This is a genomic window from Pseudomonas sp. GW823-FHT06B06 (assembly GCF_058795195.1).
The window spans coordinates 116,247-137,620 of sequence record NZ_JBXAHO010000006.1 but is presented as its reverse complement, the minus strand read 5'-3'; the positions used below and the strand labels follow the sequence as shown (position 1 = coordinate 137,620).

Genomic DNA, 21,374 nt, shown 5'->3' with positions numbered 1-21,374 from the left:
TTTTGAAGCGTTTAGGTCGCCTTTCGTCTTAAATACCTCACTTAAACCCGATAACAATCGACTTTCACATACCCCATGTAGGAGCTGCCGCAGGCTGCGATCTTTTGATCTTCAAAGCCGTTACTGGCGCCAAAAAGTCAAAAGATCGCAGCCTGCGGCAGCTCCTACAGGGGATCAACGGTGATACTTACAGTCCTTCGCTTAGCACCTTCGAGAGCATGTCCACGAAGAAATCCACGCTCTGGCGCGAAGTGACCATCGGCGGCTTGATCTTCAGCACGTTGAGGTAATCGCCCGTCGGTTGCATGAAAATCCCCAGCTCTCGCAAGCGATCGCACAGCGCGGTGGTTTCTTCGGTGGCCGGTTCCAGGGTTTCACGGTTGCGGATCAATTCCACCCCCAGATAGAACCCGGAGCCGTGCACGGCGCCAACCAACGGATGAATATCGATCAGCGCTTCAAGCCGCTCCTTGAAGTACCCGCCAACAACCTGGGCGTTTTCCCAGAGTTTTTCCTCTTCCATCACATCCAGCACCGCAATGCCGATCTGGCAACTGACCGGGCTGCCACCGGCGGACGAAAAGAAATACCCCTCGGCCTCCAGCGCTTCGGCGATTTCCCGGCGGGTGATCACCGCGCCCAGTGGCTGGCCGTTGCCCATGCCCTTGGCCATGGTAATGATGTCCGGGACCACGCCCTGCTCTTCAAAGCCCCAGAAGAAATGCCCCATGCGCCCATAACCCACTTGCACTTCGTCGGCGATGCACACGCCGCCCTGGGCACGAACCATTGTGTAAACCTGCTGCAAATAACCCGGTGGCAGCGAGATGCCACCGGCATTGCCGTATACCGGTTCGCAAATGAACCCGGCCAGTTGACGATTTTGCCCGGCGATTTTCGCCAAGTTGTGTTCGACGCTGCGCACGTAGTCCGGCGCGCTGTCAGGGCCGCGGAATTCACCGCGATAGGTGTTCGGCGCGGTCACCGGGTGCACCCAGTCCGGGCGGCTGCTCAAGGCCTTGGGGTTGTCGGCGATCGAAGTCGATACCGCATCCGCGCCTACGGTCCAGCCGTGATAGGCCTCCAGCACGCTGAGCATGTCGCGCCCGCCGCTATAGGCCCATGCCAGGCGAATGGCCAGGTCGTTGGCCTCGCTGCCGCTGTTGACCAGGAACACCCGGTCCATGCCCTCGGGCGCCAATTTCAGCAGGCGCTCGGAGAACTCGGCCACGGCGGCATAGTTGAACCGCGAGTTGGTGTTGAGCAACGACCACTGGCGGCTGGCGACTGCCGCCATGCGCGGATGGCCGTGGCCGAGTACCGCGACGTTGTTGAGCATGTCGAGGTAAGAACGGCCCTGCATGTCGATCAGGTGGTTGCGCCAGCCGCGTTCGATGCGCGGCGGGTCGACATAATAGTATTTTTGCGTGCGGGCGAAACTGGCGCCGCGGCGTGCCAGCAAGGTCTGTGAATCGAGTTCCTCCTGCGCATCGCAAGCCAACCCCAGAAGCATCGCGGGCGATGGGCACAGCGCTTGCCATGCGGCGGCTCGTGAAGGTGTGCAAAACAACGGCGCGCTGAACGAAGCCCCTCGGCACAGCTGCACGATCAACGGCCCGCTGACCGAGCCCAGCACCTGGCCCTTGACCAGCGCCGCGCCGCTATGCAGCGATGGCGTGACACCCCACAGCCGCACGCTCAGTTGCGGACCGTCCAGTTGCAGCACCCCGGGCATCGGCTGGTGCACCACCCCGGCGAACGGCGCTTCGACGGTCGTGCCATGGGGTACGCGCAATTCGACGTGCAGAGGGCAGGTGTCCGGCTCGCCGGCCGTGTCCGGGCGCGTGCGTGACAAACGGTATTGCCCATAACGACTGGCCGCCAGGCCGTGGACAGCGGCGGCCTCATCCAACAGGCGTTGATCGATGCCTGCCTGCTCCCAGTTACCGGCCTCGAAATGCGGGCTGAGCACGCCCAGGTCGATCAACGCAAACTCACGCCCCACCAGGCTCGGCAGCAGCGGGGCGAAGCCTTCGCTGCCAATGCCCGGAAGGCTCTGCCCGACAGCCGACAGGATGGCCGCTTCCATCAGCGCCAATGGCACCGACGTGGCCACACGGAAGATCTCCCATTCGTGGACCAGGTTGTCGCGGCTATAGGTATTGCCCGGATCGATGCTCACCTGTTGTTCACCACTGAGCACCAACACCGCCGCGCGGGCGACGATCAGCGGCCACAGCGCCAGCAGCTCTTCATGCTGCAACGGATTGACCGCGTGATACGCCTGCACCGCTGGCAAGATGCAGAACGGATCACCTTCACCATGGTGCAGCAACGCTGCACAGGTCACCGACAGGTCGGTTATGCGCCAGGTACGGATCAAGTCGCCGAAATCGATCACACCTTGCAGTTGCCAATGGCGTTGCGCATCGCGCTGCCACACCACGTTATCGTCGGTGATGTCCATGTGAATGGCTTGCACCGGCAACTTGTCTTGCAGCGGCAACAAATGGCGCTCGGCCTGCTCGGACGCTTCAACGATCAGTCGGCGCTGGGCTTCATCCTTGATCACCGGCAACAAATGCGCGATCAATGCGTGGGCGTGACGCGCGTCCCATTGCAGGGTTCGCACCAGCCCCGGATGTTCAAAATCCGCCAGTGCCAGGTCCATTTCACCGCACAGCCGCCCGAAACCGGCGACCACCGTTCGATTGAAATGCTCGAGGTGCGTCAGGGACTGTCCCTCGATGTAGTCCAGCAAACGCACATGCACCGCTTGGCCAGCGACCTCCAGGGACAACAGGTCCGCCCCGTTTTTCGCCGCGATCACACGCGGTACGTGCACATCCGGATGCTCAGCCAGGTGCTTGAGCCCGGCATGCTGGGCTTGCAACTCCAGCGCCGAATAGTCTCCCCGGCATATTTTCAGGACAAAACGCCCTTGAGCACTGTCGACGCGAAAGTTCAGATCCTGCTGGCTGCCAAGGGCCTGCAACGTTCCGTCGAACCCGTAATGCGCCTGCAAAAGCTCAAGCGCTTGCTCGGCAGAGACTTGCGGACTGGGCAAACTGGCGCGATGAATCAACGTGGCGAGCGGCATACAACGACCCCTGAAATTTTATTAGGCGCCTATATCGCCACTGCTCGGGGCGATACGCAACCCCCCTTCAGCCGGCTGGCAAGCGGCTGGATCGGTCAACTTCGAAGAAAAAAGCACACGACACTCGCCCTTACAGGCACTCTGGGCAAGAATGGCGACCATCAATGCCCATCGTTGGAGAAACCCATGAATGTTGTGACCACCGACCTGCCCGGTGTTTTGATCATCGAGCCCAAGGTTTTCGGTGACGATCGTGGTTTTTTCTACGAAAGTTTCAATGCGAAGGTTTTCAAGGAAGCCACTGGCCTGAGCACTCAATTCATTCAGGACAACCATTCGCGCTCGCAAAAAGGCGTGCTGCGCGGGCTGCATTACCAACTTGAGAATACCCAGGACAAACTGGTTCGGGTCTGTGCCGGGGAAATCCTTGATGTGGCTGTTGATGTGCGGCGCAGCTCGCCACATTTCGGCCAGTGGGTAGCCGTGCGTCTTTCTGCGCAGAACAATCGCCAACTGTGGATTCCCAAGGGTTTCGCCCACGGTTTCCTGGTGTTGAGTGAGTTCGCCGAGGTTTTGTACAAAACCACTGAGTACTACAACCCATCGGCCGAACGCAGCATTCGCTGGGACGACCCCGACCTGGCCATCGACTGGCCGCTCGATACTGCGCCGCAACTGTCGGCCAGGGACCAGGCCGCGGCATTTTTCAAGGACGCCGACGTCTTCGACTGACACACCGCTCGCACCGGCCGCAAGGTGCGCAGACTGTGTCGGCAAGCCTAGGCATAATGCACCTGTACCCACAGGCGCTCGATGCTCATGACTCCAACCCTTCCCCGCAGACCCCGCTGGCGCAGCCTGGCCCTGCTCGCACTGTGCCTGGCACCCTTACTGTGGCCGCTGGAGCACCTGGCCGAGCGCTATTACCGCAGCGAATTGGCTGGGCAGAATCGCCAGACCCTCGATCTCTACGTCGCCAACCTGCTGGGCACCCTGCACCGTTATGAAGTACTGCCGCAGATCCTCGGCGACCTGCCGGCCTTGCGCGCCGTGCTTGGCGCGCCAGACGATGGTGTCACCCAGGGCAACGCCAATCGCCTGTTGAAGAACATCAGCACCCAGACCGGCGCCGAAGTCATGTACCTGATGGACACGACGGGCAAGACCCTGGCCGCCTCCAACTGGGACAAGCACGACAGTTTCGTCGGCCGCAACTTTGCCTTCCGGCCGTACTTCAGCGAAGCCATGGCCGGGCGGCTCGGACGATTTTTCGGGCTGGGAACCACGTCCGCCAAACGGGGCTACTTCTTCGCCGCTGCCGTGCGAGAGGGCGAAAAAATCATCGGCGTGCTGGTAGTCAAGGTCGACCTCGACCACACCGAAAGCCTATGGGGCAAAACCCCGGAGCAACTGCTGCTGACCGATCACAACGGCGTGGTCATCCTCACTTCGCGGCCGGAATGGCGTTTTCGTTCGACCCGTGAGTTGAGCGAAGAAGAGCGCAAGGCCATCACCGCGATCCAGCCCTACCCCACCCGCGAACCCAAGCCGCTCAAGCTCAATCCCAACGCCTGGTTGACCCAGACTCAGCCGATCGCGGAAACCGGCTGGAACGTCAGCATCCTCGCCCCGCGCACCCTGATCGATCGTCCGGTGCGCACGGTAGTCGCCATCGGTGGCGCGACGCTGCTGGTGTTGATGCTGTTGCTCGGCCTGATGATGCAACGCCGCCGTCATTACCTGGAACGCATCGCCTTCGAAGCCAAGGCCCGGCGCGAACTGGAAGGCCGGGTGGCTGAACGTACCAGCGACCTTGAGGGTCTCAACCGCCGACTCAAACAGGAAGTGCTGGAGCGCGAGCAGGCCCAGCAAGAACTGGTTCGCGCCCAGGATGACCTGGTGCAGGCCGGCAAGCTCTCGGCGCTGGGAACGATGTCGGCGAGCATCAGCCACGAGCTCAACCAACCGCTGGCGGCCATCCGCAGCTACGCGGAAAACGCCGAAGTGTTGCTCGACCACGAGCGCACCGACGATGCCCGTGGCAACCTAAAGCTGATCAGCGAACTGACCGGGCGCATGGCGTCGATCATCGCTCACCTGCGCGCCTTTGCCCGGCGCGATCGCCACGCTCCGGAAAGCGTCGCCCTGCAGCCGGCGCTTGACGATGCCCTGGCCTTGTTGGCCAAGCGTCGACGCAGCATGGAAGTCGAACTGATCCGCGACTTGCCCGCCGCCACGTTGTGGGTCGAGGCCGGAGAAACCCGCCTGCGCCAAGTGCTGGGCAACCTGCTGGCCAACGCCCTCGATGCCCTGACGGAAAAAGGTCCGCCGCGTAAACTCTGGCTGAGTGCCCAATCCACGGGCGAAGGCGTCAACCTGTACATTCGCGACAACGGCCCCGGTTTCTGCCTGGAGGCCCTGGGCCGCGCCAGCGAGCCCTTCTACACCACCAAGACCCGTACCCAGGGGCTTGGATTGGGGCTGGCGATATGCGAAACCCTGATGCGCGCCTTCGGCGGCGAACTGTCGTTCGCCAACCACAAGGAGGGCGGCGCCCTGATTACCCTGAAGCTACGTGCAGGCGCACCGGGTGTGAGCCTGCAACCGTCCGAGGACCGAAGTGCATGAGCATCGACAACCGCATCCAGGTCGTGTTGATCGACGACGATCCCCACCTGCGCCAGGCCTTGAGCCAGACCCTGGACCTCGCCGGCCTGAAGATTCTGCCGCTGGCCGAAGCCAAGGGCCTGGCCGCACAACTGGAGCGCGACTGGCCAGGCGTGGTCGTCAGCGATATCCGCATGCCGGGCATGGACGGCATCGAACTGCTGACCGAGCTCCACGCCCAGGATCCGGAACTGCCGGTGCTGCTGATCACCGGCCACGGCGATGTGCCGCTGGCGGTGCAAGCCATGCGCGCCGGTGCCTATGATTTTCTGGAAAAACCCTTCGCCAGCGATGCGCTGCTCGACAGCGTGCGCCGTGCCCTGGCCTTGCGCCGACTGGTGCTGGACAACCGCAGCCTGCGCCTGGCCCTGAGCGATCGCAATGAATTGAGCACGCGTCTGGTCGGGCAGTCGCCCTCGATGCTGCGTCTGCGCGAGCAAATCGGCGCCTTGGCGGCAACTCGGGCAGACGTGCTGATCCTCGGCGAGACCGGGGCCGGTAAAGAAGTGGTTGCACGAGCCTTGCATGACCTGTCGAGTCGGCGCAGTGGTCCGTTCGTGGCGATCAACGCCGGAGCGCTGGCCGAGTCGGTGGTCGAAAGCGAGTTGTTCGGGCATGAGCCCGGCGCTTTCACGGGCGCGCAGAAACGCCGCATCGGCAAGTTCGAATTTGCCAACGGTGGCACGTTGTTTCTCGATGAGATCGAAAGCATGAGCCTGGACGTCCAGGTGAAATTGCTGCGCTTGCTGCAGGAGCGGGTGGTCGAACGCCTGGGCGGCAATCAACTGATCCCGCTGGACATCCGCATCATCGCCGCCACCAAGGAAGACCTGCGCCAGGCCGCCGATCAGGGCCGATTCCGCGCCGACTTGTACTATCGCCTGAACGTCGCGCCATTGCGCATTCCACCGCTGCGCGAACGCGGTGAAGACGCGCTGGTGCTGTTCCAGCATTTCGCCGATGAAGCCAGCGCCCGCCATGGCTTGCCGCCCCATGAACTGCAACCCGGACAACGCGCCCTGCTGTTGCGTCACGCCTGGCCCGGCAACGTGCGCGAACTGCAGAATGCTGCCGAACGCTTCGCCCTGGGCCTGGAACTGGCGCTGGACAACAACGAGGTGCAAGGCACGGTCGGCACGACGGTAGAAATGGTCAGCGGCGGGTTGAGCGAGCAAGTGGAAAACTTCGAAAAAACCCTGATTGCCGCCGAACTGGCGCGCTCGCACAGTTCAGTGCGCAGCGTCGCCGAAGCGCTCGGCATTCCACGCAAGACCTTGCATGACAAATTGCGCAAGCACGGCCTGAGCTTCGCCGATAGTGGCACCGCCACCCATAGCGACGACCTCGATTGAGCCGCCGCCCACTTATCCACTGCAAACAAGAGGCCCCTGAATGAGCCGCGACAGTCGTCAACTGGAATCCGTCCTCCATCACGACATTCCCCTCACCCGGGACATGGGCCTGAAGGTGCTCGACTGGCACGATCAACAACTGCGCCTGTACTTGCCGCTGGACGCTAACGTCAATCACAAGAGCACCATGTTCGGCGGCAGCCTGTATTGTGGCGCGGTACTGGCCGGTTGGGGCTGGCTGCATTTGCGCCTCAAAGAAGAAGGGATAACCGACGGACACATCGTTATTCAGGAAGGGCAGATCCACTACCCGCTGCCGGTGACAGGGGATGCACATGCCATTTGCCAGGCGCCGGGTGCGCAGGTGTGGAAGAAATTCCTGGCGATGTATCAGCGATACGGACGGGCGCGGCTGGTCCTGCACACGCGGGTGGTGAACGCGGGTAGCGATGAGGATGCGGTGAAGTTTGTCGGGCAATACGTGTTGCACCGGTAAATCAAAAGATCGCAGCCTGCGGCAGCTCCTACAGGGGTTATGTGTATACCCGTAGGAGCTGCCGCAGGCTGCGATCTTTTGATTTTAATCTCGAGCCAGCGCCAACAGTTTCTCCCGCCATGCAGCCTTGGCCGGCAGTGCGAGGAAAAATTCGTTCAGCAGCGATTCCCGCGCCGGATAGCAGAACGGTGCGCCATTGAGATCCAGCACCTCGCCACCCGCCCCTTCCAGCACGCCTTGCGCCGCCGCCGTGTCCCACTGCGAAGTCGGCGCCAGCCGCGGATAACAATCCGCCGCCCCCTCGGCCAACAGGCAGAATTTCAGGGAGCTGCCGATACTGGCCAGTTCCAGTTCACCCAGGCTGGCACTCAATCCGGCCAGCAAGCGTTCCTGCTGTGGACTGGAATGGCGACGGCTGGCCACCACGGTGAACGATTGGCCGGGGCCCGGTACATCACGCACCGAAATCGCCACGGGCGTACCCCCCTGATCGCAACGCCACGCGCCGAAACCGGCACCACCGACATAGACACGCCCGTTAGTCGGCATCGACACCACGCCGAATACCACGCGCCCCTGCTCGATCAACGCGATGTTGACGGTGAACTCTTCGCTGCCGCTGATGAATTCCTTGGTCCCGTCCAACGGATCGACCAACCACCAGCGCTGCCAACTGGCGCGAACACTCTGCGGGATGTTGGCGTCTTCTTCGGACAACACCGGAATACTCGGATCAAGCGCCGTCAGCCCGGCCAGAATCAGATGATGAGCAGCCATGTCTGCGGCAGTCACGGGTGAATCGTCAGTCTTGGCAGTCACGGCCGTGCCGACGCGCCAGAACGGCAAGATCGCCTCGCCGGCCTTCAATGCCAGCTCGACCACCGGCGCCATCAACGGATGGGGAAAATTCATGGCTGGAACACCCCGCGCTGGGTCAGCAGGTCACGGGCCAGGTACAACGCCGCCAAGGCACGGCCTTCGGTGAACTTCGGGTTCTGCGCCAGGGCCGACAATTCGCGCAGGTTGATCTTGTCCACGCCCATCGGCTCCGGCTCGTCACCTTCCAGGCGCTCTTCGTACAGGTCAGTGGCCAACACCACCTGGATTTTCTGGCTCATGTAACCAGGTGACAACGACAGCTCGGTCAGATGTTCCAACTGTCGCGCCCCATAACCTGCCTCTTCCTTGAGCTCGCGCTCGGCTGCCGCCAAAACGTCCTCGCCTGGCTCGATCAAGCCTTTAGGCAGGGATAATTCGTATGCATCGGTACCGCCGCAGTACTCTTCGACCAATACGGCATGGTCGGCATCGAGCATCGCCACGATCATCACGGCACCATAGCCTGCGCCCTTGCCGACCAATCGCTCATAGGTGCGCTCCACGCCATTGGAAAAACGCAGCTTCAGCTCCTCGACGCAGAACAAACGGCTGGTGGCGACAATCTCGCGGGCGAGGATGGTGGGTTTCTGGCGCATGAGCGGCTCCTGGGCGATAGCGGGTTACTATACCCGGCCTATCCTGATTGTTGTCCCCGGATACCTTTTTTTACCGTTGGAGAAGTTTTTATGTCCCTGCTGCCCTGGCACGACATCGATACCGTTCTGCTGGACATGGACGGCACGCTGCTGGACCTGCACTTCGACAACCATTTCTGGCTGGAGCACTTGCCCCAGCGTTATGCCGAACTGCACGGGGTGAGCCGGGCAATGGCCGAACTGGAACTGCAGCCGTTATTTGAACGCAATGCCGGTCAGCTGCAGTGGTACTGCCTGGATTTCTGGAGTACCGAACTGAAACTACCCGTGCGCGAGCTGAAACTGGAAACGGCTCATCTGATCGCCTTGCGCCCGGATGCCGACATCTTCCTGGCGGCGATCAAGCGTGCAGGCAAGCGTGTGGTGCTGATCACCAATGCGCATCGCGATTCGCTGTCATTGAAGCTGGAAAAAATCGAGCTGGCGCCGTATTTCGAGCGTTTGATCAGCTCCCATGATTACGGTTTTCCCAAGGAAAACCCGCAGTTCTGGGATGCCTTGCAGGCCGACATCGACTTCGACCCGGCGCGCAGCCTGTTTATCGACGACACACTGCCGATCCTGCGCAGTGCCCGGGAGTTCGGCGTGGCGCATTTATTGGCGGTGAAAGAGCCGGATAGCCGCAAAGGGCCCAAGGACACGGCGGAATTTGCGGCGGTCGAGGACTATCGGGATTTGATAACCGGCCTTTGATTTCCTGTAGGAGCTGCCGCAGGCTGCAATCTTTTGATTTTGTTTTTAAAGATCAAAGTCAAAAGATCGCAGCCTTCGGCAGCTCCTACAGGGCCTCACATTATTCAGGAATCCGCAGCGATTGCCCCGGATAGATCTTGTTCACATCCTTGAGCATCGGTTTGTTGGCTTCGAAGATTTTGTTGTACAGGTTGGCATTGCCGTACACGCGCAGGGAAATGGCGCTCAAGGTGTCGCCCTTCTCGACCACGACAAACTTCGCGGCCACAACCACTGGACCGGTCACGGTGATCTGGTCTTCAACACCGCTGACACCCGCCACGTTGCCCAGCGTCAGGAGAATTTTTTCCTTCTCTTCCTGCGTCTTCGCTTCGCCGCTGGCGATGACCTTATCGCCCTCGACCTTCACCTGAATCTTGGAAGTATCGATCCCCGTCAACGCACTCTGCACATGCTTGGTCAATGCCTCGCTATTGGCTTCAGCCTTGTCCGGCGTCAACGCGTCGAGGATTTTTTCACCGGCTTCTTTGAGAAAACTGAACAGGCTCATCGTTTCGCTCTCCTTGGGTTTCGGGTTCCAGACGTAAAAGCCTAGACCACGGCAGCCGTTTGCCAATCCAAACCGACCAATGACGCCGCTTGCGCTAGAATCGACCCCTTCCCGCACCCTGGAGCGAAGATGGACATCAAGCAGCTGAAATTCCTCATCGCTCTGGATGAAACCCGCCATTTCGGCCAGGCCGCCGCACGCTGCCATATTACCCAGCCGACCCTGTCCATGCGTCTGCGCAGCCTCGAGGAGGAACTCGATCTGCCGCTGGTCAATCGCGGCCAGCGCTTTGAAGGCTTTACTGCACCTGGCGAGAGGGTGCTGGCTTGGGCGCGCACCGTCTTGGCCGCCTATGACGGCTTGTACGCCGAGGCGGCGGCCTGTCGCGGCAATCTGGTCGGCACCTTGCGCCTGGGCGTGGTGCCGCTGTCGAGCTTCGATCCGTTGCCGCTGCTGCAGCGCCTGCACGCAGAACACCCGAACCTGCGCTTTGAACTCTCGGCACTGAGCTCCGAACAGATCCTCGAACAACTGGCGAACAATCGCCTGGACCTCGGCGTGTCCTACCTCGAACGCCTGGATGCCGAGCGCTTTGACTCCTTCGCCTTCAGTGAAACCCGCATGGGCCTGCTCTACGATCAGCGCTTCTTTACCTTTGGCGAAGCACCGCTGAGCTGGGAATCGTTGATCGAGTTGCCGCTGGGCATGCTCACCAGCGGCATGCACTTTCGCCAATCCATCGACCACAACTTCCACAGCCGCGGCCTCAACCCACAGCCTTTGTTGCAAACCGATGCCGTGCATCAACTGTTACAAGCTGTGCATGGCGGCTTGTGCTGCGCGGTGATGCCGTTGGACGGTGGACTGGAAGGGCTGACCGAGCATTTGCGCCTGCAACCGATCGAAAACGCCCAAACCCTCGGCCGGCTGGGCCTGATCATGCGCCGCAGCGCGCCACGTTCGGCCTTGGCTGAAGCGTGTTTCGCGGTTTATCAACAATCATTGATCGGCGCTTGATCGACGACATCTATCGGCAGATCAGTAATAGCGATTAGACGTGGCAAGTTGCCGCGCCTAGTCTTAAAGCTGATCAATCCCTCGGTGATGCCATGAACGCCAAGCGCCCAGCCTGCGCGGCGCCTGCCCTTGAAACGCCTGCGCCCGCCGCCAGCCACACCTACAGCTACAGCAACCTTGAGCACACGGAGTCAGCCAGCACCGCGCTGGCCGAGGAAGTCGCGCTGGCGATTGCCTTTAACGGTATCAGCCAGGCGGTGATGCTGGTGACGCCCACCGACCTTGAAGATTTCATCGTCGGCTTCAGCCTGGGCAGCGGCATTATCCAGGACGCCTCGGATATCTATGACCTGCAACTCAGCGGCTCGGGCTCAGCGCAGTACGCGCAGGTGACCATCGCCAATCGCGCGTTCTGGAACCTCAAGCAACAGCGTCGGCAGCTGGCCGGTACCAGCGGTTGCGGCCTTTGCGGTGTTGAAGCGGTGGAGCAGGCATTGCCCGAGCTCGAAGTATTGCCCGGCGCGCCCCTGCCACCGGCTGAATGGCTGGAGGGCCTGCGCCAGCGCATCGGCGCGTTCCAGCCGCTTGGCCAACACTGCGGGGCGGTGCACGCGGCCGTGTTCATGAACGACCAAGGCCAACTGTTGCTGGGTCGCGAAGATATCGGCCGGCACAACGCGCTGGATAAATTGATCGGCGGCTTGGTCCGCCAAAACATTTCGACGGCTGGCGGACTGGCGATTGTCACCAGTCGATGCAGCCTCGAATTGATCCAGAAAGTCTTGCGCGCCGGCATCCAGACGCTGGTCAGCCTATCGTCGCCCACCGGGCTCGCCGTGCAATGGGCCCGTCGCCACAACCTCAATCTCATTCATCTGCCACAAAAGAATGCGCCGCGGGTCTACAGCCCAGCGTTGGAGAACCAAGCGTGAGTCAACACCGTCAAGCCGACCAGACACCCGTTCCTCGATACAAGCCATACAAAGGCGCCGCCGGAGGCTGGGGCGCACTGATCAGTGTCGCCCAGGCCTGGTTGACCAGCGACAACGCGCTGAAAAACCTGCGCATGATGCTCAAGACCAACAAGAACGGCGGCTTCGACTGCCCCGGTTGCGCCTGGGGCGATTCCAATGAAGGCGGCATGGTGATGTTCTGCGAGAACGGCGCCAAGGCGGTGAACTGGGAAGCGACCAAGCGCCGCGTCGATGCCAAGTTTTTCGCCAGGCACAGCGTCACGTCGTTGCTCGAACAAAGCGACTACTGGCTTGAGTATCAGGGTCGGCTGACCGAGCCGATGAGCTATGACGCAGAGACCGACCGCTACAAGCCGATCAGTTGGGACGCCGCCTTTGCGCTGATCGCCAAGCATCTGAACGGCTTGTCGAGCCCGAACCAGGCCGAGTTCTACACCTCGGGCCGGGCCAGTAACGAAGCAGCCTTTTTGTACCAGCTGTTCGTGCGCGCCTACGGCACCAACAACTTCCCTGACTGTTCGAACATGTGCCACGAGGCTAGCGGCGTGGCATTGGCGCAAAGTGTCGGCGTCGGCAAAGGCACAGTCACCTTCGACGATTTCGAACACGCCGATGCCATTTTCGTCTGGGGCCAGAACCCCGGCACCAACCATCCACGGATGCTCGAACCGTTGCGAGAGGCCGTGAAACGCGGCGCCCAGGTGGTGTGCATCAACCCGCTTAAAGAGCGCGGCCTGGAACGCTTCCAGCACCCGCAACACGCGATTGAAATGCTTACCAACGGCGACAAACCGACCAATACCGCGTTCTTCCGACCGGCATTGGGCGGCGACATGGCGATCATGCGTGGCATGGCCAAATTCCTGCTGCAATGGGAGCGCGACGCACAGAAAGCGGGCGAGCCTGCGGTGTTCGATCACGCCTTCCTCAATGAACACAGTGTCAATGTCCTGGACTACCTGGCCGCCATCGACGACACCCCATGGCAACAGATCGTCGAGCAATCCGGCCTGCCTCTGGTGGAAATCGAGCAAGCGGCGCGCATGTACGCCAAGGGCAAGAACGTCATCATGTGCTGGGCCATGGGGATCACCCAGCATCGCCATTCGGTAGCGACCATCCAGGAAATCGCCAACCTGATGTTGCTGCGCGGCAACATCGGTCGGCCGGGCGCCGGCCTGTGCCCGGTGCGTGGCCACAGCAACGTGCAGGGCGACCGGACCATGGGCATCAACGAACGGCCACCCACGGCGTTCCTCGATGCCCTTGAACGACGCTTCCAGTTCAAGGTGCCGCGCGAAAACGGCCACAACGTGGTCGAGGCGATTCATGCCATGGCCGAAGGTCGGGCCAAGGTTTTCATCGGCCTGGGCGGCAACTTCGCCCAAGCCACTCCGGACAGCTCGCGCACCTTCCAGGCCCTGCGTAACTGCGACCTGACCGTGCAGATCAGCACCAAGCTCAACCGCAGCCACCTGACTCACGGTAAAGACGCCCTGATCCTGCCGTGCCTGGGCCGGACCGATATCGACCGGCAAACCCAAGGTCCTCAAGCGGTGACCGTCGAAGACTCGTTCAGCATGGTCCACGCCTCCAATGGCCAGCTGGAGCCGCTCTCGCAGCAGATGCGTTCGGAGCCAGCGATCCTGGCAGGCATCGCGGCAGCCACGCTGGGCAACCAGCCAGTGGACTGGAACTGGCTGGTGGCAGACTACAGCCGCATCCGCGACTTGATTGCCGATACCATTCCCGGCTTCAAGGACTTCAACGAGAGAGTCAAGAACCCGGGCGGGTTCTACCTGGGCAACAGCGCCGGTGCGCGCAAGTGGAACACTGCATCAGGCCGGGCCAATTTCCGCCCAAATGCGTTGCCCAAGGACCTGGTGCATGAGCGCACCCGTGCTACCGGTGTGTTGCCGGACCTGATCATGCAATCGATGCGCTCCCACGATCAGTACAACACCACGATCTATGGCCTCAATGACCGTTATCGCGGAGTGAAGGGGCAGCGTGACGTGCTGTTTGTCAACGAAGCCGACATCATTCGCCTGGGCTTCAAGCCGGGGCAGAAGGCCGATATCGTTTCAATCTGGGATGACGGACTTGAGCGCCGGGTGAAAGGCTTCACGCTGCTGTCATTTGATATTCCAGCGGGGCAAGCGGCGGCGTACTATCCGGAAGTGAACCCGCTGGTGCCGTTGGAAAGCACCGGGGATGGCAGCCATACACCGACATCCAAGTTCGTGGCGATCCGGCTGGAAGCGGCGAGTGAGACCGGATTGATCATGGCAAAGTCTGCTTAAAGCAAAATCAAAAGATCGCCGGCAAAACAATTTCCAAACGCCCACAAAAAAGGCCGTTTTCTCATGAAAACGGCCTATCCGAAGTAATAAAAGACCGGCGAAAAACCATTAAGTTCCGCCCAAAAAACAGTAACTTATAGAAATGTGCTGAAGTCGTGTTACTCGTCGGATTTCGATTGTCACACTCCTTACACGGCCTCAGGATCGCGTCGTCATCCCCTTGAGGTTCCTCCATGAAGTTCTCCTCGATTCTCTTGTTGTCCCTTGGCCTGGTCAGTGGCATGGCCTCCGCTGGCGGCACCACCGAAGCAGGTGTGGGCGGCGCATTGGGCGGGGTTTTGGGCTCAGTCGTCGGCCAATCGCTTGGCGGCAGTACAGGTTCCACTATCGGCGCGGCCCTGGGTGGCGCGGGTGGTAGCGCAGTTGGCGCAGACAAACGCAGCCGTGGCGAAGCGGCCATTGGCGGTGCGTTGGGCGCAGCAGGCGGTAACGTGGTCGGTCGCAGCATGGGCGGCACCACGGGCAGCCTGATCGGCTCCGCAGCAGGCGGCGGCGCCGGTGGCGCGCTGGGCAACTACATGGGCAACAAGGCCGATGATGACGACGATGATGATCGTCGCTACCGTGGTCATGATGATCGTCGTTACTACCGTGACGGCCACCCAGGTCGCGGTCATGCCTATGGCCATCGCAAGCATCACAAGTACTACCGCCATCGTCACTGATCCCGAAAGGGTTCACTGACAGATAAAAATCGCAGCCCGAGGGCTGCGATTTTTTTTGCCTGGTTTAAACCACCAGACACTCCAATGCGTTACGCAACCCGGCCGGAATCGCCACCGGCTGATTCGATGCCCGGTCGACAAACACATGCACGAAGCGTCCGGCTGCGCAGGCCTCGTCTTCCCCTTGCTTGAACACTGCCAACTCGTACTGCACCGAGCTGTTGCCCAACTTGCCGACCCGCAAGCCGACCTCGATCCGGTCCGGGAAGGCGATGGAAGCAAAGTAGTCGCAGGCTGAACTCACCACGAAACCCACTACCTCGCCATCGTGTATATCCAGGCCACCGACTTCGATCAGGTAGGTGTTCACCGCCGTGTCGAAAAAACTGTAGTAGGTGACATTGTTGACGTGACCGTAGGCATCGTTGTCGTGCCAGCGTGTGGTGATGGGTTGGAAGTGCGGATAGTCGCAGCGTTGGGGCATCGGTGTGGATTCCTGAGTGTGTTCGCCAGTCTAAGGTGAAACCGCGTTATCGTTCTTCGCGAGCAGGCTCGCTCCCACAGGGATCTTAGTCGTACATAAAATTTGGGTTCACTGAAGATCAACTGTGGGAGCGAGCCTGCTCGCGATGGCGCCCTCGCAGGCACCACATCAATCACTTGTCCGCAAACCCTCTACCTGCCGCCGCCAACTCACCAATCAACCGCGCCGGGCGCCAGTGATCACCCTGGCGGGTCTCAAGCGCCAGCAGGCGTTGATGAATGTCCGCCAACCCTTGCTGATCCGCCCAGGCCATTGGACCACCCTTGTCCGCCGGGAATCCGTATCCATTGAGGTACACCAGATCAATGTCGTGAGCCGATCCGGCGATGCCCTCCTGAAGGATCTTCGCACCCTCGTTGACCAATGCCAGCAAGCAGCGTTCCAGAATTTCCTCCGGGCTGATTTCACGGCGATGGAAACCCAGCCCTTCGCTGACTTCCAACACCAATGCATCGACTAGCGGGTCGTGCTCAGCCTGGCGACTGCCCGGCTCGTAGTGGTAGTAGCCGTCGCCGCTCTTCTGACCGAAACGGCCCTGCTCGCACAGACGGTTATCCACCTGTACCTCTGGTGCATCCTGCCCCACACCGGACAGTTGCCGAGCGCGCCATTGCAGGTCGACGCCAACCACATCGAACATACGGAATGGTCCCATGGCGAAGCCAAAGCCTTGCAGCGCCGCATCGACCTGATAGGGATAAGCGCCCTCAAGCAGCATTTTGCGGGCTTCCAGCACGTAGGTGTTTAGCATGCGATTGCCAATAAAGCCGTCGCAATTGCCCGACACCACGCTGACCTTGCCCATGCGCTTGCCCAGCGCCAGCGCGGCATCGATGACCGCCGGTGCAGTCTGGGCACCACGGACGATTTCCAGCAGCTTCATGATGTGCGCCGGGCTGAAGAAGTGCAGGCCCAGGACCTGCTGTGGTCGGCCAGTCACCGCGGCAATGGCGTCGATGTCCAGAGCAGAGGTGTTGCTCGCCAGAATGGCTTGAGGTTTTAGCAGGCCGTCCAGTTCGCGGAAGATTGACTGCTTGAGCTCGAGGTTTTCGTAGACGGCTTCGATGACCAAGTCGACGTCACGGATAGCCGCATAATCAGCGGCCGCCGTGACCCGAGCGATGCGGGCATCGGCCTCGACCTGGTCGATGCGTTCCTGTCGAACACTATGGGCATAGGTGTCCGACACAGTGACCAGTGCCTGTTCAAGCATCTGCGGATTGTTATCGACCCATTGTACCGCTACCCCGGCGTTGGCCAGGCACATGACAATGCCGCGGCCCATGGTGCCCGCGCCGATGACGGCTGCGCGCTGAATATTGAACGGTGTCTGGCTCATGATTATTCTCTTGTTGGCGATCCGAAGACAGCCCTCACCATAGTCAGCCGCCGCGCCTTTTTGAAATTTATTCCTGTGATGAGCGACATTCAGCGGATGGATGCCGCTCCGCCAGACACCGATTTAGAGGTGTGCCTGCGCCCACTCACGAACCTCGGCATACGGATAATCCTCCAACGCCGCACATCCCGAAATCGTCCGCACCTTGAGCTTGGTAAACAGCGGCACGCTGATCCCGCACAAGAACCGTGTCACGCGCTCAGCCGACGGCGCCTTCCCTGTGTGTTGTTCATGCCTGTGGATAAAATCAGCACACAGTGCCTCGAAGTTTTTATCCACAAGCGCCGGTAACGCCGGCGGTGCAGGCAGCCGCGCCACCTGCCCGTGGCAAACCGAACAGTGCCCGCACTGGCGGGGCACATTTTCGTCGCCGAAATACTCGGCCAGGCGATAGCCCAGACAGCGATCGGTAGCGAACAGGTCCAGCATGGCGTGAATCCGCGCAATCTCGGTCTGTTCATGCCGTCTGAAACCGGCGTGCAGCTCTTCACTCAACACGGCACTGTCGAAATCGGTTTGCAACAGGCTGTAGACCTCGGTCATCTGCTTGCTTTCAAGCTCGACCCAGCCCTTTTCCTGGAAATAATCCAGGGCCTTCACCACCCGACTGCGCTCGGCCCGGTGCTGTTCATACAACGCATCGAAATTTACCGTAGCCCAGGTACGTGCACGGGTGGACGTCTGGATGATCGCCGCGACGAAATCCCTGCGCTCGCCCTCGAAGCGAGCCAGCAATGCCTCAGGCTCCTGCAGATATTTGAAGCGGTATTCGGCGTAGTAGGCATAACGCGGGGCGATCAAGCCACGAAGCTCCAGTTGAACCAGCAAGGTCTTGAGCGGTAGCTGGCGAATGTTGCTTTGGTCCCCCAGAGGCCCCAGGAGAAACTCCCACTGCCCCTCGGGCGCGGCGACCTGCATCTCGTCGAGCACATAGCGGATACCGTCCTGTTCAGGCGTGTCGCCATAGACGAAGTTTTCCAGCACGTTGAGGCTGTCGCGATTGGCCAGCACAAGGCAGTCAGATGGCTGCCCGTCACGCCCGGCACGGCCGATTTCCTGGCTGTAGTTTTCGATGGACTTGGGCAGGTCGAAATGCACCACGTTACGGATGTCGCTCTTGTCGATGCCCATGCCGAAGGCGATGGTGGCGACGATGCAATTGGACTGTCCGCCCATGAAGCGCTTCTGGATGCCTTCGCGCTGTTCGTGGGGCAAACCGGCGTGATAGGCCTCAGCTTGAATGCCATTGCGCAGTAGATGTTCAGCAATGTGCTCGGCGGTTTTCTGCTGGGTGACGTAGACAATGCTCGGCTGCCCGGGGCGCTGGCTCATCCATTCCACAAGGCGCCTGCGCTTATCCTGGCTGCGAACCGGCTCCACCCACAGATTGAGGTTCGACCGATAAAAGCCAGTGGTCACTACATCCGCAGGTTCGATGGAGAATTTCGCCTGCATGTCGGCGATCACTTTCGGGGTCGCCGTGGCGGTCAGCAACAACACCTGGGGGATGTTGAACTGGCGCTGATAGTCCGGAAGCTTGAGGTAGTCCGGGCGAAAGTTGTGCCCCCATTCCGAGATGCAATGCGCCTCGTCCACTACCAGCAGCGAGATCGGCACCTGCTGTAGGAAATTACGAAAACGCTCGTTCTTCAAGCGCTCCACGGAGACCATAAGGATTTTCAGTTCGCCGGACTTGGCACGGGCCATGACATCGCTGGCGTCGTCGCGACTCTGGGCCGAATCGATACTGCCCGCGGCAATGCCGTGGCGTTGCAGGAACGCCAACTGATCCTGCATCAACGCCAGCAATGGCGAGACCACCAGCGTCAGGTGCGGCAACAGAACCGCCGACAACTGATAGCAAAGGGACTTGCCGGAACCGGTGGGGAAAATCGCCGCCGCCGAGCGCCCCGCCAACACCGCGCTGACCACTGCCTCCTGGCCGGGCCGAAACTGTGGATAACCGAAAACCTGTTCCAGGGTGTTGTGCATAAGCTGTCACTCCGTTGACTGCTGCGATGAGCAAAGCCTAGCCGGCGATCGCAGCGAGTCGAGAAAAGGTCGGGGGCAAAAACGATACGGGATGATACAGCGTGTTGATGTCGAAAAATCCTACAGCTTCTGTTGCCCTCCCTACCGAGACTCACCCAACAACGCCGGACACTCCTGTAGGCATTTTTACCTCTAATCGTTTCGCGCACGAAAACCAGCGCCAACGTAGTCCCATCCTCAAAAAACGGTAAATACCCTACAAAACCTGTCCATCAACGCCGTCTTGTCGCATGGCCACGCACCCTCCTATAGTTTTCGGCGCGGCTGAAAAAGTGTCTCGGCCTGCCGGGCACACTTGCCGATTTCGCACAGGACCCACTTTGATGAACACCACAGATCCACTGGCTGACCGCTATCACCTGCTCAAGTCCAGTAACAGTGAAACCCCAGTGCTGGTGATCGACACCGAGGCCGACCCCCTGGAAATCCTCGACGCCGCCCGCCAACGCATCCGTGCCGCCAGCGACCTGCTGGAAACCCTGTATTGCCTGTGCTTCAAACAAGCCGACGCCAGCGACATTCCGAACATCGTCAATGCGTTGTATCTGCTGACCCAGGATGGCAACGACCTGCTCGACATCGCCCGGCAACGCCTGCTCAAAACCACCGTTTCCTGAAGTGAACGGGTTCTGCGGGATGAGCGTCGGTTTCAATCCTTCCACTCCAGTCCAACGACCCATAAGATCTGTTCAAGCCCACCCGGACACCCAGCAATGAACCTCGCCCCCAACCTCCCCGACGACCCCACCCTTCACCTACTCATCCAGCTACTGCACGAAGAACTCGGCCTCCCCGAACGCAAAACGATCAGCCTCACCACCTCGATTAACTTCGACCTCGGCTGCAACGGTGCCGATGCACAACACTTGATCGAAACCCTTGAAGAGCACTTCGCCATCGATTTCGTCGACTACGACAGCTATCGCTACTTTCACCCCGAGGGCTACGATGTCTTTCTCAAGCGTAAGGCCAAGGGTCGCGGCAAGAAGGAACCATTGACCATCGGCATGCTCTACCGAGCGATCAAGGATCAACGCTGGGACACCCGGGAGCTCGAAGGCCTGTAGTGTCCGCGGCGCATAACAATAAGGAAATTGCGTGGACGTATTGATGGGCTTGCTAGCCGCCTTGCTGTGGGGCGGTACGGATTTTCTGGTGGGCTTGAACGCCCGAGCGGTTGGCGTCAAACGTGCCGTGTATTTCGGTCAGGCGCTGGGATTTACGATCATGAGCCTGCTGCTGATCGTCTTCCCCGTATTCATTCTCCGGTCCATGGCCGCACCGCTTGATGTCTGGCTGATCGGCGTCGCTGCCGCTGTGCTGACCGTGTCTGGTGCGTTGGCCTTGTCCAAGGCCTTCGCCCTGGGTAAAGCTTCCATCGTCGCCCCGCTGGTGACCTCCTACGGCGTAGTGACCACGTTGCTGTCCTGGGCTGGCGGTGAGCAGATCAGCCTGCTGCAGTTACTGTGCATCGCCCTGTGCGTCATTGGCGTGGTCCTCTCCAGCATGCATTCCGACCCGAAGGTGCCACACAGCACGCAGGCGAGCAGTTCCATTGCCTATGCGCTGCTGGCGGCGGTGTTCTACGGCACCAGTTTCTGGCTGCAGGGACGTTTTGTCCTGCCAGTACTCGGACCGGTGACGATGCTCTGGCTCGCGTATCTTGTCGGGCTGATCGTGCTGGTAGGCATCGTGCTCAGAATCGACGACGGCCTGAAATTCCCGCCGCTTAAAAATTGCCTGACACTGACCGGTGCCAGCCTGATGAACCTCGGCGGGTTTTCATCATTTGCCTGGGGTGCTGTGGCAGGCTCGGTTTCAGTGGTGACGGTGATCAGTACATTGTCTGGCGGGATTGCGGCGATCCTGGGGTATGTTTTTTTCAAGGAGCGCCTAGGTAAGGTGCAGGTGTCAGGGGTTGTGCTGGTGTTGGTGGGGGCGTTTGTCCTGCATCTGAAAACCTGAAA

Annotated in this window: 19 protein-coding genes; 12 read left to right on the top strand and 7 right to left on the bottom strand. The window is 60.5% G+C overall.

What is annotated here, in order from left to right; genetic code table 11:
• Positions 1-187: 187 nt before the first annotated feature.
• Positions 188-3,100 (bottom strand): aminotransferase, encoded by a 2,913-nt coding sequence (locus AC1Q8Q_RS07555; RefSeq protein ID WP_492614942.1) that lies wholly within the window; start codon positions 3,098-3,100, stop codon positions 188-190.
• Positions 3,101-3,286: 186 nt separating this feature from the next.
• Between AC1Q8Q_RS07555 and rfbC the strand changes: the two genes are divergently transcribed.
• From rfbC to AC1Q8Q_RS07535, 4 genes are all read left to right on the top strand, one after another.
• The gene (gene rfbC / locus AC1Q8Q_RS07550) at positions 3,287-3,832 is read left to right on the top strand and encodes a dTDP-4-dehydrorhamnose 3,5-epimerase (RefSeq protein ID WP_020795768.1); all 546 of its coding nucleotides are present in this window, start codon (positions 3,287-3,289) and stop codon (positions 3,830-3,832) included.
• Between the two features lie 87 nt (positions 3,833-3,919).
• Positions 3,920-5,728: a sensor histidine kinase gene (locus AC1Q8Q_RS07545; protein WP_033040185.1), complete on the top strand. Its 1,809-nt coding sequence runs from the start codon at positions 3,920-3,922 to the stop codon at positions 5,726-5,728.
• A complete protein-coding gene (locus AC1Q8Q_RS07540) occupies positions 5,725-7,119 on the top strand; it encodes a sigma-54-dependent transcriptional regulator (protein ID WP_033040180.1) in 1,395 nt (464 codons plus the stop codon). Before AC1Q8Q_RS07545 ends, AC1Q8Q_RS07540 begins: the two co-directional genes overlap by 4 nt.
• A gap of 40 nt (positions 7,120-7,159) precedes the next feature.
• Complete coding sequence (locus tag AC1Q8Q_RS07535; RefSeq protein WP_020795771.1) at positions 7,160-7,615, top strand: YiiD C-terminal domain-containing protein; 456 nt, start codon at positions 7,160-7,162, stop codon at positions 7,613-7,615.
• An 84-nt stretch (positions 7,616-7,699) separates the two neighbouring features.
• Here AC1Q8Q_RS07535 and cysQ read toward each other — a convergent pair whose 3' ends face one another.
• Positions 7,700-8,527, bottom strand: a complete 828-nt coding sequence (gene cysQ / locus AC1Q8Q_RS07530) for a 3'(2'),5'-bisphosphate nucleotidase CysQ (protein WP_020795772.1) — start codon at positions 8,525-8,527, stop codon at positions 7,700-7,702.
• Positions 8,524-9,090: an ADP compounds hydrolase NudE gene (gene nudE / locus AC1Q8Q_RS07525; RefSeq protein ID WP_020795773.1), complete on the bottom strand. Its 567-nt coding sequence runs from the start codon at positions 9,088-9,090 to the stop codon at positions 8,524-8,526. Before nudE ends, cysQ begins: the two co-directional genes overlap by 4 nt.
• 90 nt (positions 9,091-9,180) lie before the next feature.
• Between nudE and yrfG the strand changes: the two genes are divergently transcribed.
• A complete protein-coding gene (yrfG, locus tag AC1Q8Q_RS07520; protein WP_492614941.1) occupies positions 9,181-9,843 on the top strand; it encodes a GMP/IMP nucleotidase in 663 nt (220 codons plus the stop codon).
• A 100-nt stretch (positions 9,844-9,943) separates the two neighbouring features.
• Here yrfG and lysM read toward each other — a convergent pair whose 3' ends face one another.
• Positions 9,944-10,393: a peptidoglycan-binding protein LysM gene (gene lysM / locus AC1Q8Q_RS07515; RefSeq protein WP_020795775.1), complete on the bottom strand. Its 450-nt coding sequence runs from the start codon at positions 10,391-10,393 to the stop codon at positions 9,944-9,946.
• Between the two features lie 129 nt (positions 10,394-10,522).
• Here lysM and AC1Q8Q_RS07510 point away from each other — a divergent pair, with 129 nt between their 5' ends.
• The 4 genes from AC1Q8Q_RS07510 (at position 10,523) to AC1Q8Q_RS07495 (ending at position 15,412) form a co-directional block, all read left to right on the top strand.
• Positions 10,523-11,410 (top strand): LysR family transcriptional regulator, encoded by an 888-nt coding sequence (locus AC1Q8Q_RS07510; RefSeq protein ID WP_033044281.1) that lies wholly within the window; start codon positions 10,523-10,525, stop codon positions 11,408-11,410.
• 92 nt (positions 11,411-11,502) lie between these two features.
• Positions 11,503-12,342 (top strand): formate dehydrogenase accessory sulfurtransferase FdhD, encoded by an 840-nt coding sequence (fdhD, locus tag AC1Q8Q_RS07505; RefSeq protein ID WP_033044278.1) that lies wholly within the window; start codon positions 11,503-11,505, stop codon positions 12,340-12,342.
• Entirely contained in the window at positions 12,339-14,687 is a 2,349-nt protein-coding gene (locus AC1Q8Q_RS07500; protein ID WP_492614940.1) for an FdhF/YdeP family oxidoreductase, read from the top strand. The genes fdhD and AC1Q8Q_RS07500 overlap by 4 nt, the downstream gene beginning before the upstream one ends.
• Before the next feature lie 233 nt (positions 14,688-14,920).
• Positions 14,921-15,412: a glycine zipper domain-containing protein gene (locus AC1Q8Q_RS07495; RefSeq protein WP_020795780.1), complete on the top strand. Its 492-nt coding sequence runs from the start codon at positions 14,921-14,923 to the stop codon at positions 15,410-15,412.
• 64 nt (positions 15,413-15,476) lie between these two features.
• On the opposite strand, the gene AC1Q8Q_RS07490 is transcribed toward AC1Q8Q_RS07495, so the two are convergent.
• The 3 genes from AC1Q8Q_RS07490 to AC1Q8Q_RS07480 form a co-directional block, all read right to left on the bottom strand.
• On the bottom strand, positions 15,477-15,896 hold the full coding sequence (locus AC1Q8Q_RS07490; protein WP_020795781.1) for an acyl-CoA thioesterase: 420 nt from the start codon (positions 15,894-15,896) through the stop codon (positions 15,477-15,479).
• Between the two features lie 172 nt (positions 15,897-16,068).
• The gene (locus AC1Q8Q_RS07485; protein WP_033038757.1) at positions 16,069-17,295 is read right to left on the bottom strand and encodes a 3-hydroxyacyl-CoA dehydrogenase; all 1,227 of its coding nucleotides are present in this window, start codon (positions 17,293-17,295) and stop codon (positions 16,069-16,071) included.
• 123 nt (positions 17,296-17,418) lie between these two features.
• Positions 17,419-19,347 carry a RecQ family ATP-dependent DNA helicase gene (locus AC1Q8Q_RS07480; protein WP_492598455.1) on the bottom strand — a complete coding sequence of 643 codons (1,929 nt, stop codon included), beginning with the start codon at positions 19,345-19,347 and terminating at the stop codon, positions 17,419-17,421.
• 383 nt (positions 19,348-19,730) lie between these two features.
• Between AC1Q8Q_RS07480 and AC1Q8Q_RS07475 the strand changes: the two genes are divergently transcribed.
• From AC1Q8Q_RS07475 to AC1Q8Q_RS07465, 3 genes are all read left to right on the top strand, one after another.
• Positions 19,731-20,024: a hypothetical protein gene (locus AC1Q8Q_RS07475; protein ID WP_110751885.1), complete on the top strand. Its 294-nt coding sequence runs from the start codon at positions 19,731-19,733 to the stop codon at positions 20,022-20,024.
• Between the two features lie 96 nt (positions 20,025-20,120).
• On the top strand, positions 20,121-20,474 hold the full coding sequence (locus AC1Q8Q_RS07470) for a DUF1493 family protein (RefSeq protein ID WP_020795785.1): 354 nt from the start codon (positions 20,121-20,123) through the stop codon (positions 20,472-20,474).
• A 43-nt stretch (positions 20,475-20,517) separates the two neighbouring features.
• The gene (locus AC1Q8Q_RS07465; protein ID WP_042955235.1) at positions 20,518-21,372 is read left to right on the top strand and encodes a DMT family transporter; all 855 of its coding nucleotides are present in this window, start codon (positions 20,518-20,520) and stop codon (positions 21,370-21,372) included.
• The last annotated feature ends 2 nt before the right edge of the window (positions 21,373-21,374 follow it).

What these genes read in the sequence shown, in the direction of transcription:
- AC1Q8Q_RS07475 (WP_110751885.1), top strand. Translation starts at nt 19,731, where the DNA reads ATGAACACCACAGATCCACTGGCTGACCGCTATCACCTGCTCAAGTCC.
- AC1Q8Q_RS07555 (WP_492614942.1), bottom strand. Translation starts at nt 3,100, where the DNA reads ATGCCGCTCGCCACGTTGATTCATCGCGCCAGTTTGCCCAGTCCGCAA.
- AC1Q8Q_RS07485 (WP_033038757.1), bottom strand. Translation starts at nt 17,295, where the DNA reads ATGAGCCAGACACCGTTCAATATTCAGCGCGCAGCCGTCATCGGCGCG.
- cysQ (WP_020795772.1), bottom strand. Translation starts at nt 8,527, where the DNA reads ATGAATTTTCCCCATCCGTTGATGGCGCCGGTGGTCGAGCTGGCATTG.
- AC1Q8Q_RS07535 (WP_020795771.1), top strand. Translation starts at nt 7,160, where the DNA reads ATGAGCCGCGACAGTCGTCAACTGGAATCCGTCCTCCATCACGACATT.
- AC1Q8Q_RS07510 (WP_033044281.1), top strand. Translation starts at nt 10,523, where the DNA reads ATGGACATCAAGCAGCTGAAATTCCTCATCGCTCTGGATGAAACCCGC.
- AC1Q8Q_RS07465 (WP_042955235.1), top strand. Translation starts at nt 20,518, where the DNA reads ATGGGCTTGCTAGCCGCCTTGCTGTGGGGCGGTACGGATTTTCTGGTG.
- yrfG (WP_492614941.1), top strand. Translation starts at nt 9,181, where the DNA reads ATGTCCCTGCTGCCCTGGCACGACATCGATACCGTTCTGCTGGACATG.
- AC1Q8Q_RS07495 (WP_020795780.1), top strand. Translation starts at nt 14,921, where the DNA reads ATGAAGTTCTCCTCGATTCTCTTGTTGTCCCTTGGCCTGGTCAGTGGC.
- rfbC (WP_020795768.1), top strand. Translation starts at nt 3,287, where the DNA reads ATGAATGTTGTGACCACCGACCTGCCCGGTGTTTTGATCATCGAGCCC.
- AC1Q8Q_RS07540 (WP_033040180.1), top strand. Translation starts at nt 5,725, where the DNA reads ATGAGCATCGACAACCGCATCCAGGTCGTGTTGATCGACGACGATCCC.
- nudE (WP_020795773.1), bottom strand. Translation starts at nt 9,090, where the DNA reads ATGCGCCAGAAACCCACCATCCTCGCCCGCGAGATTGTCGCCACCAGC.
- fdhD (WP_033044278.1), top strand. Translation starts at nt 11,503, where the DNA reads ATGAACGCCAAGCGCCCAGCCTGCGCGGCGCCTGCCCTTGAAACGCCT.
- AC1Q8Q_RS07490 (WP_020795781.1), bottom strand. Translation starts at nt 15,896, where the DNA reads ATGCCCCAACGCTGCGACTATCCGCACTTCCAACCCATCACCACACGC.
- AC1Q8Q_RS07480 (WP_492598455.1), bottom strand. Translation starts at nt 19,347, where the DNA reads ATGCACAACACCCTGGAACAGGTTTTCGGTTATCCACAGTTTCGGCCC.
- lysM (WP_020795775.1), bottom strand. Translation starts at nt 10,393, where the DNA reads ATGAGCCTGTTCAGTTTTCTCAAAGAAGCCGGTGAAAAAATCCTCGAC.
- AC1Q8Q_RS07545 (WP_033040185.1), top strand. Translation starts at nt 3,920, where the DNA reads ATGACTCCAACCCTTCCCCGCAGACCCCGCTGGCGCAGCCTGGCCCTG.
- AC1Q8Q_RS07470 (WP_020795785.1), top strand. Translation starts at nt 20,121, where the DNA reads ATGAACCTCGCCCCCAACCTCCCCGACGACCCCACCCTTCACCTACTC.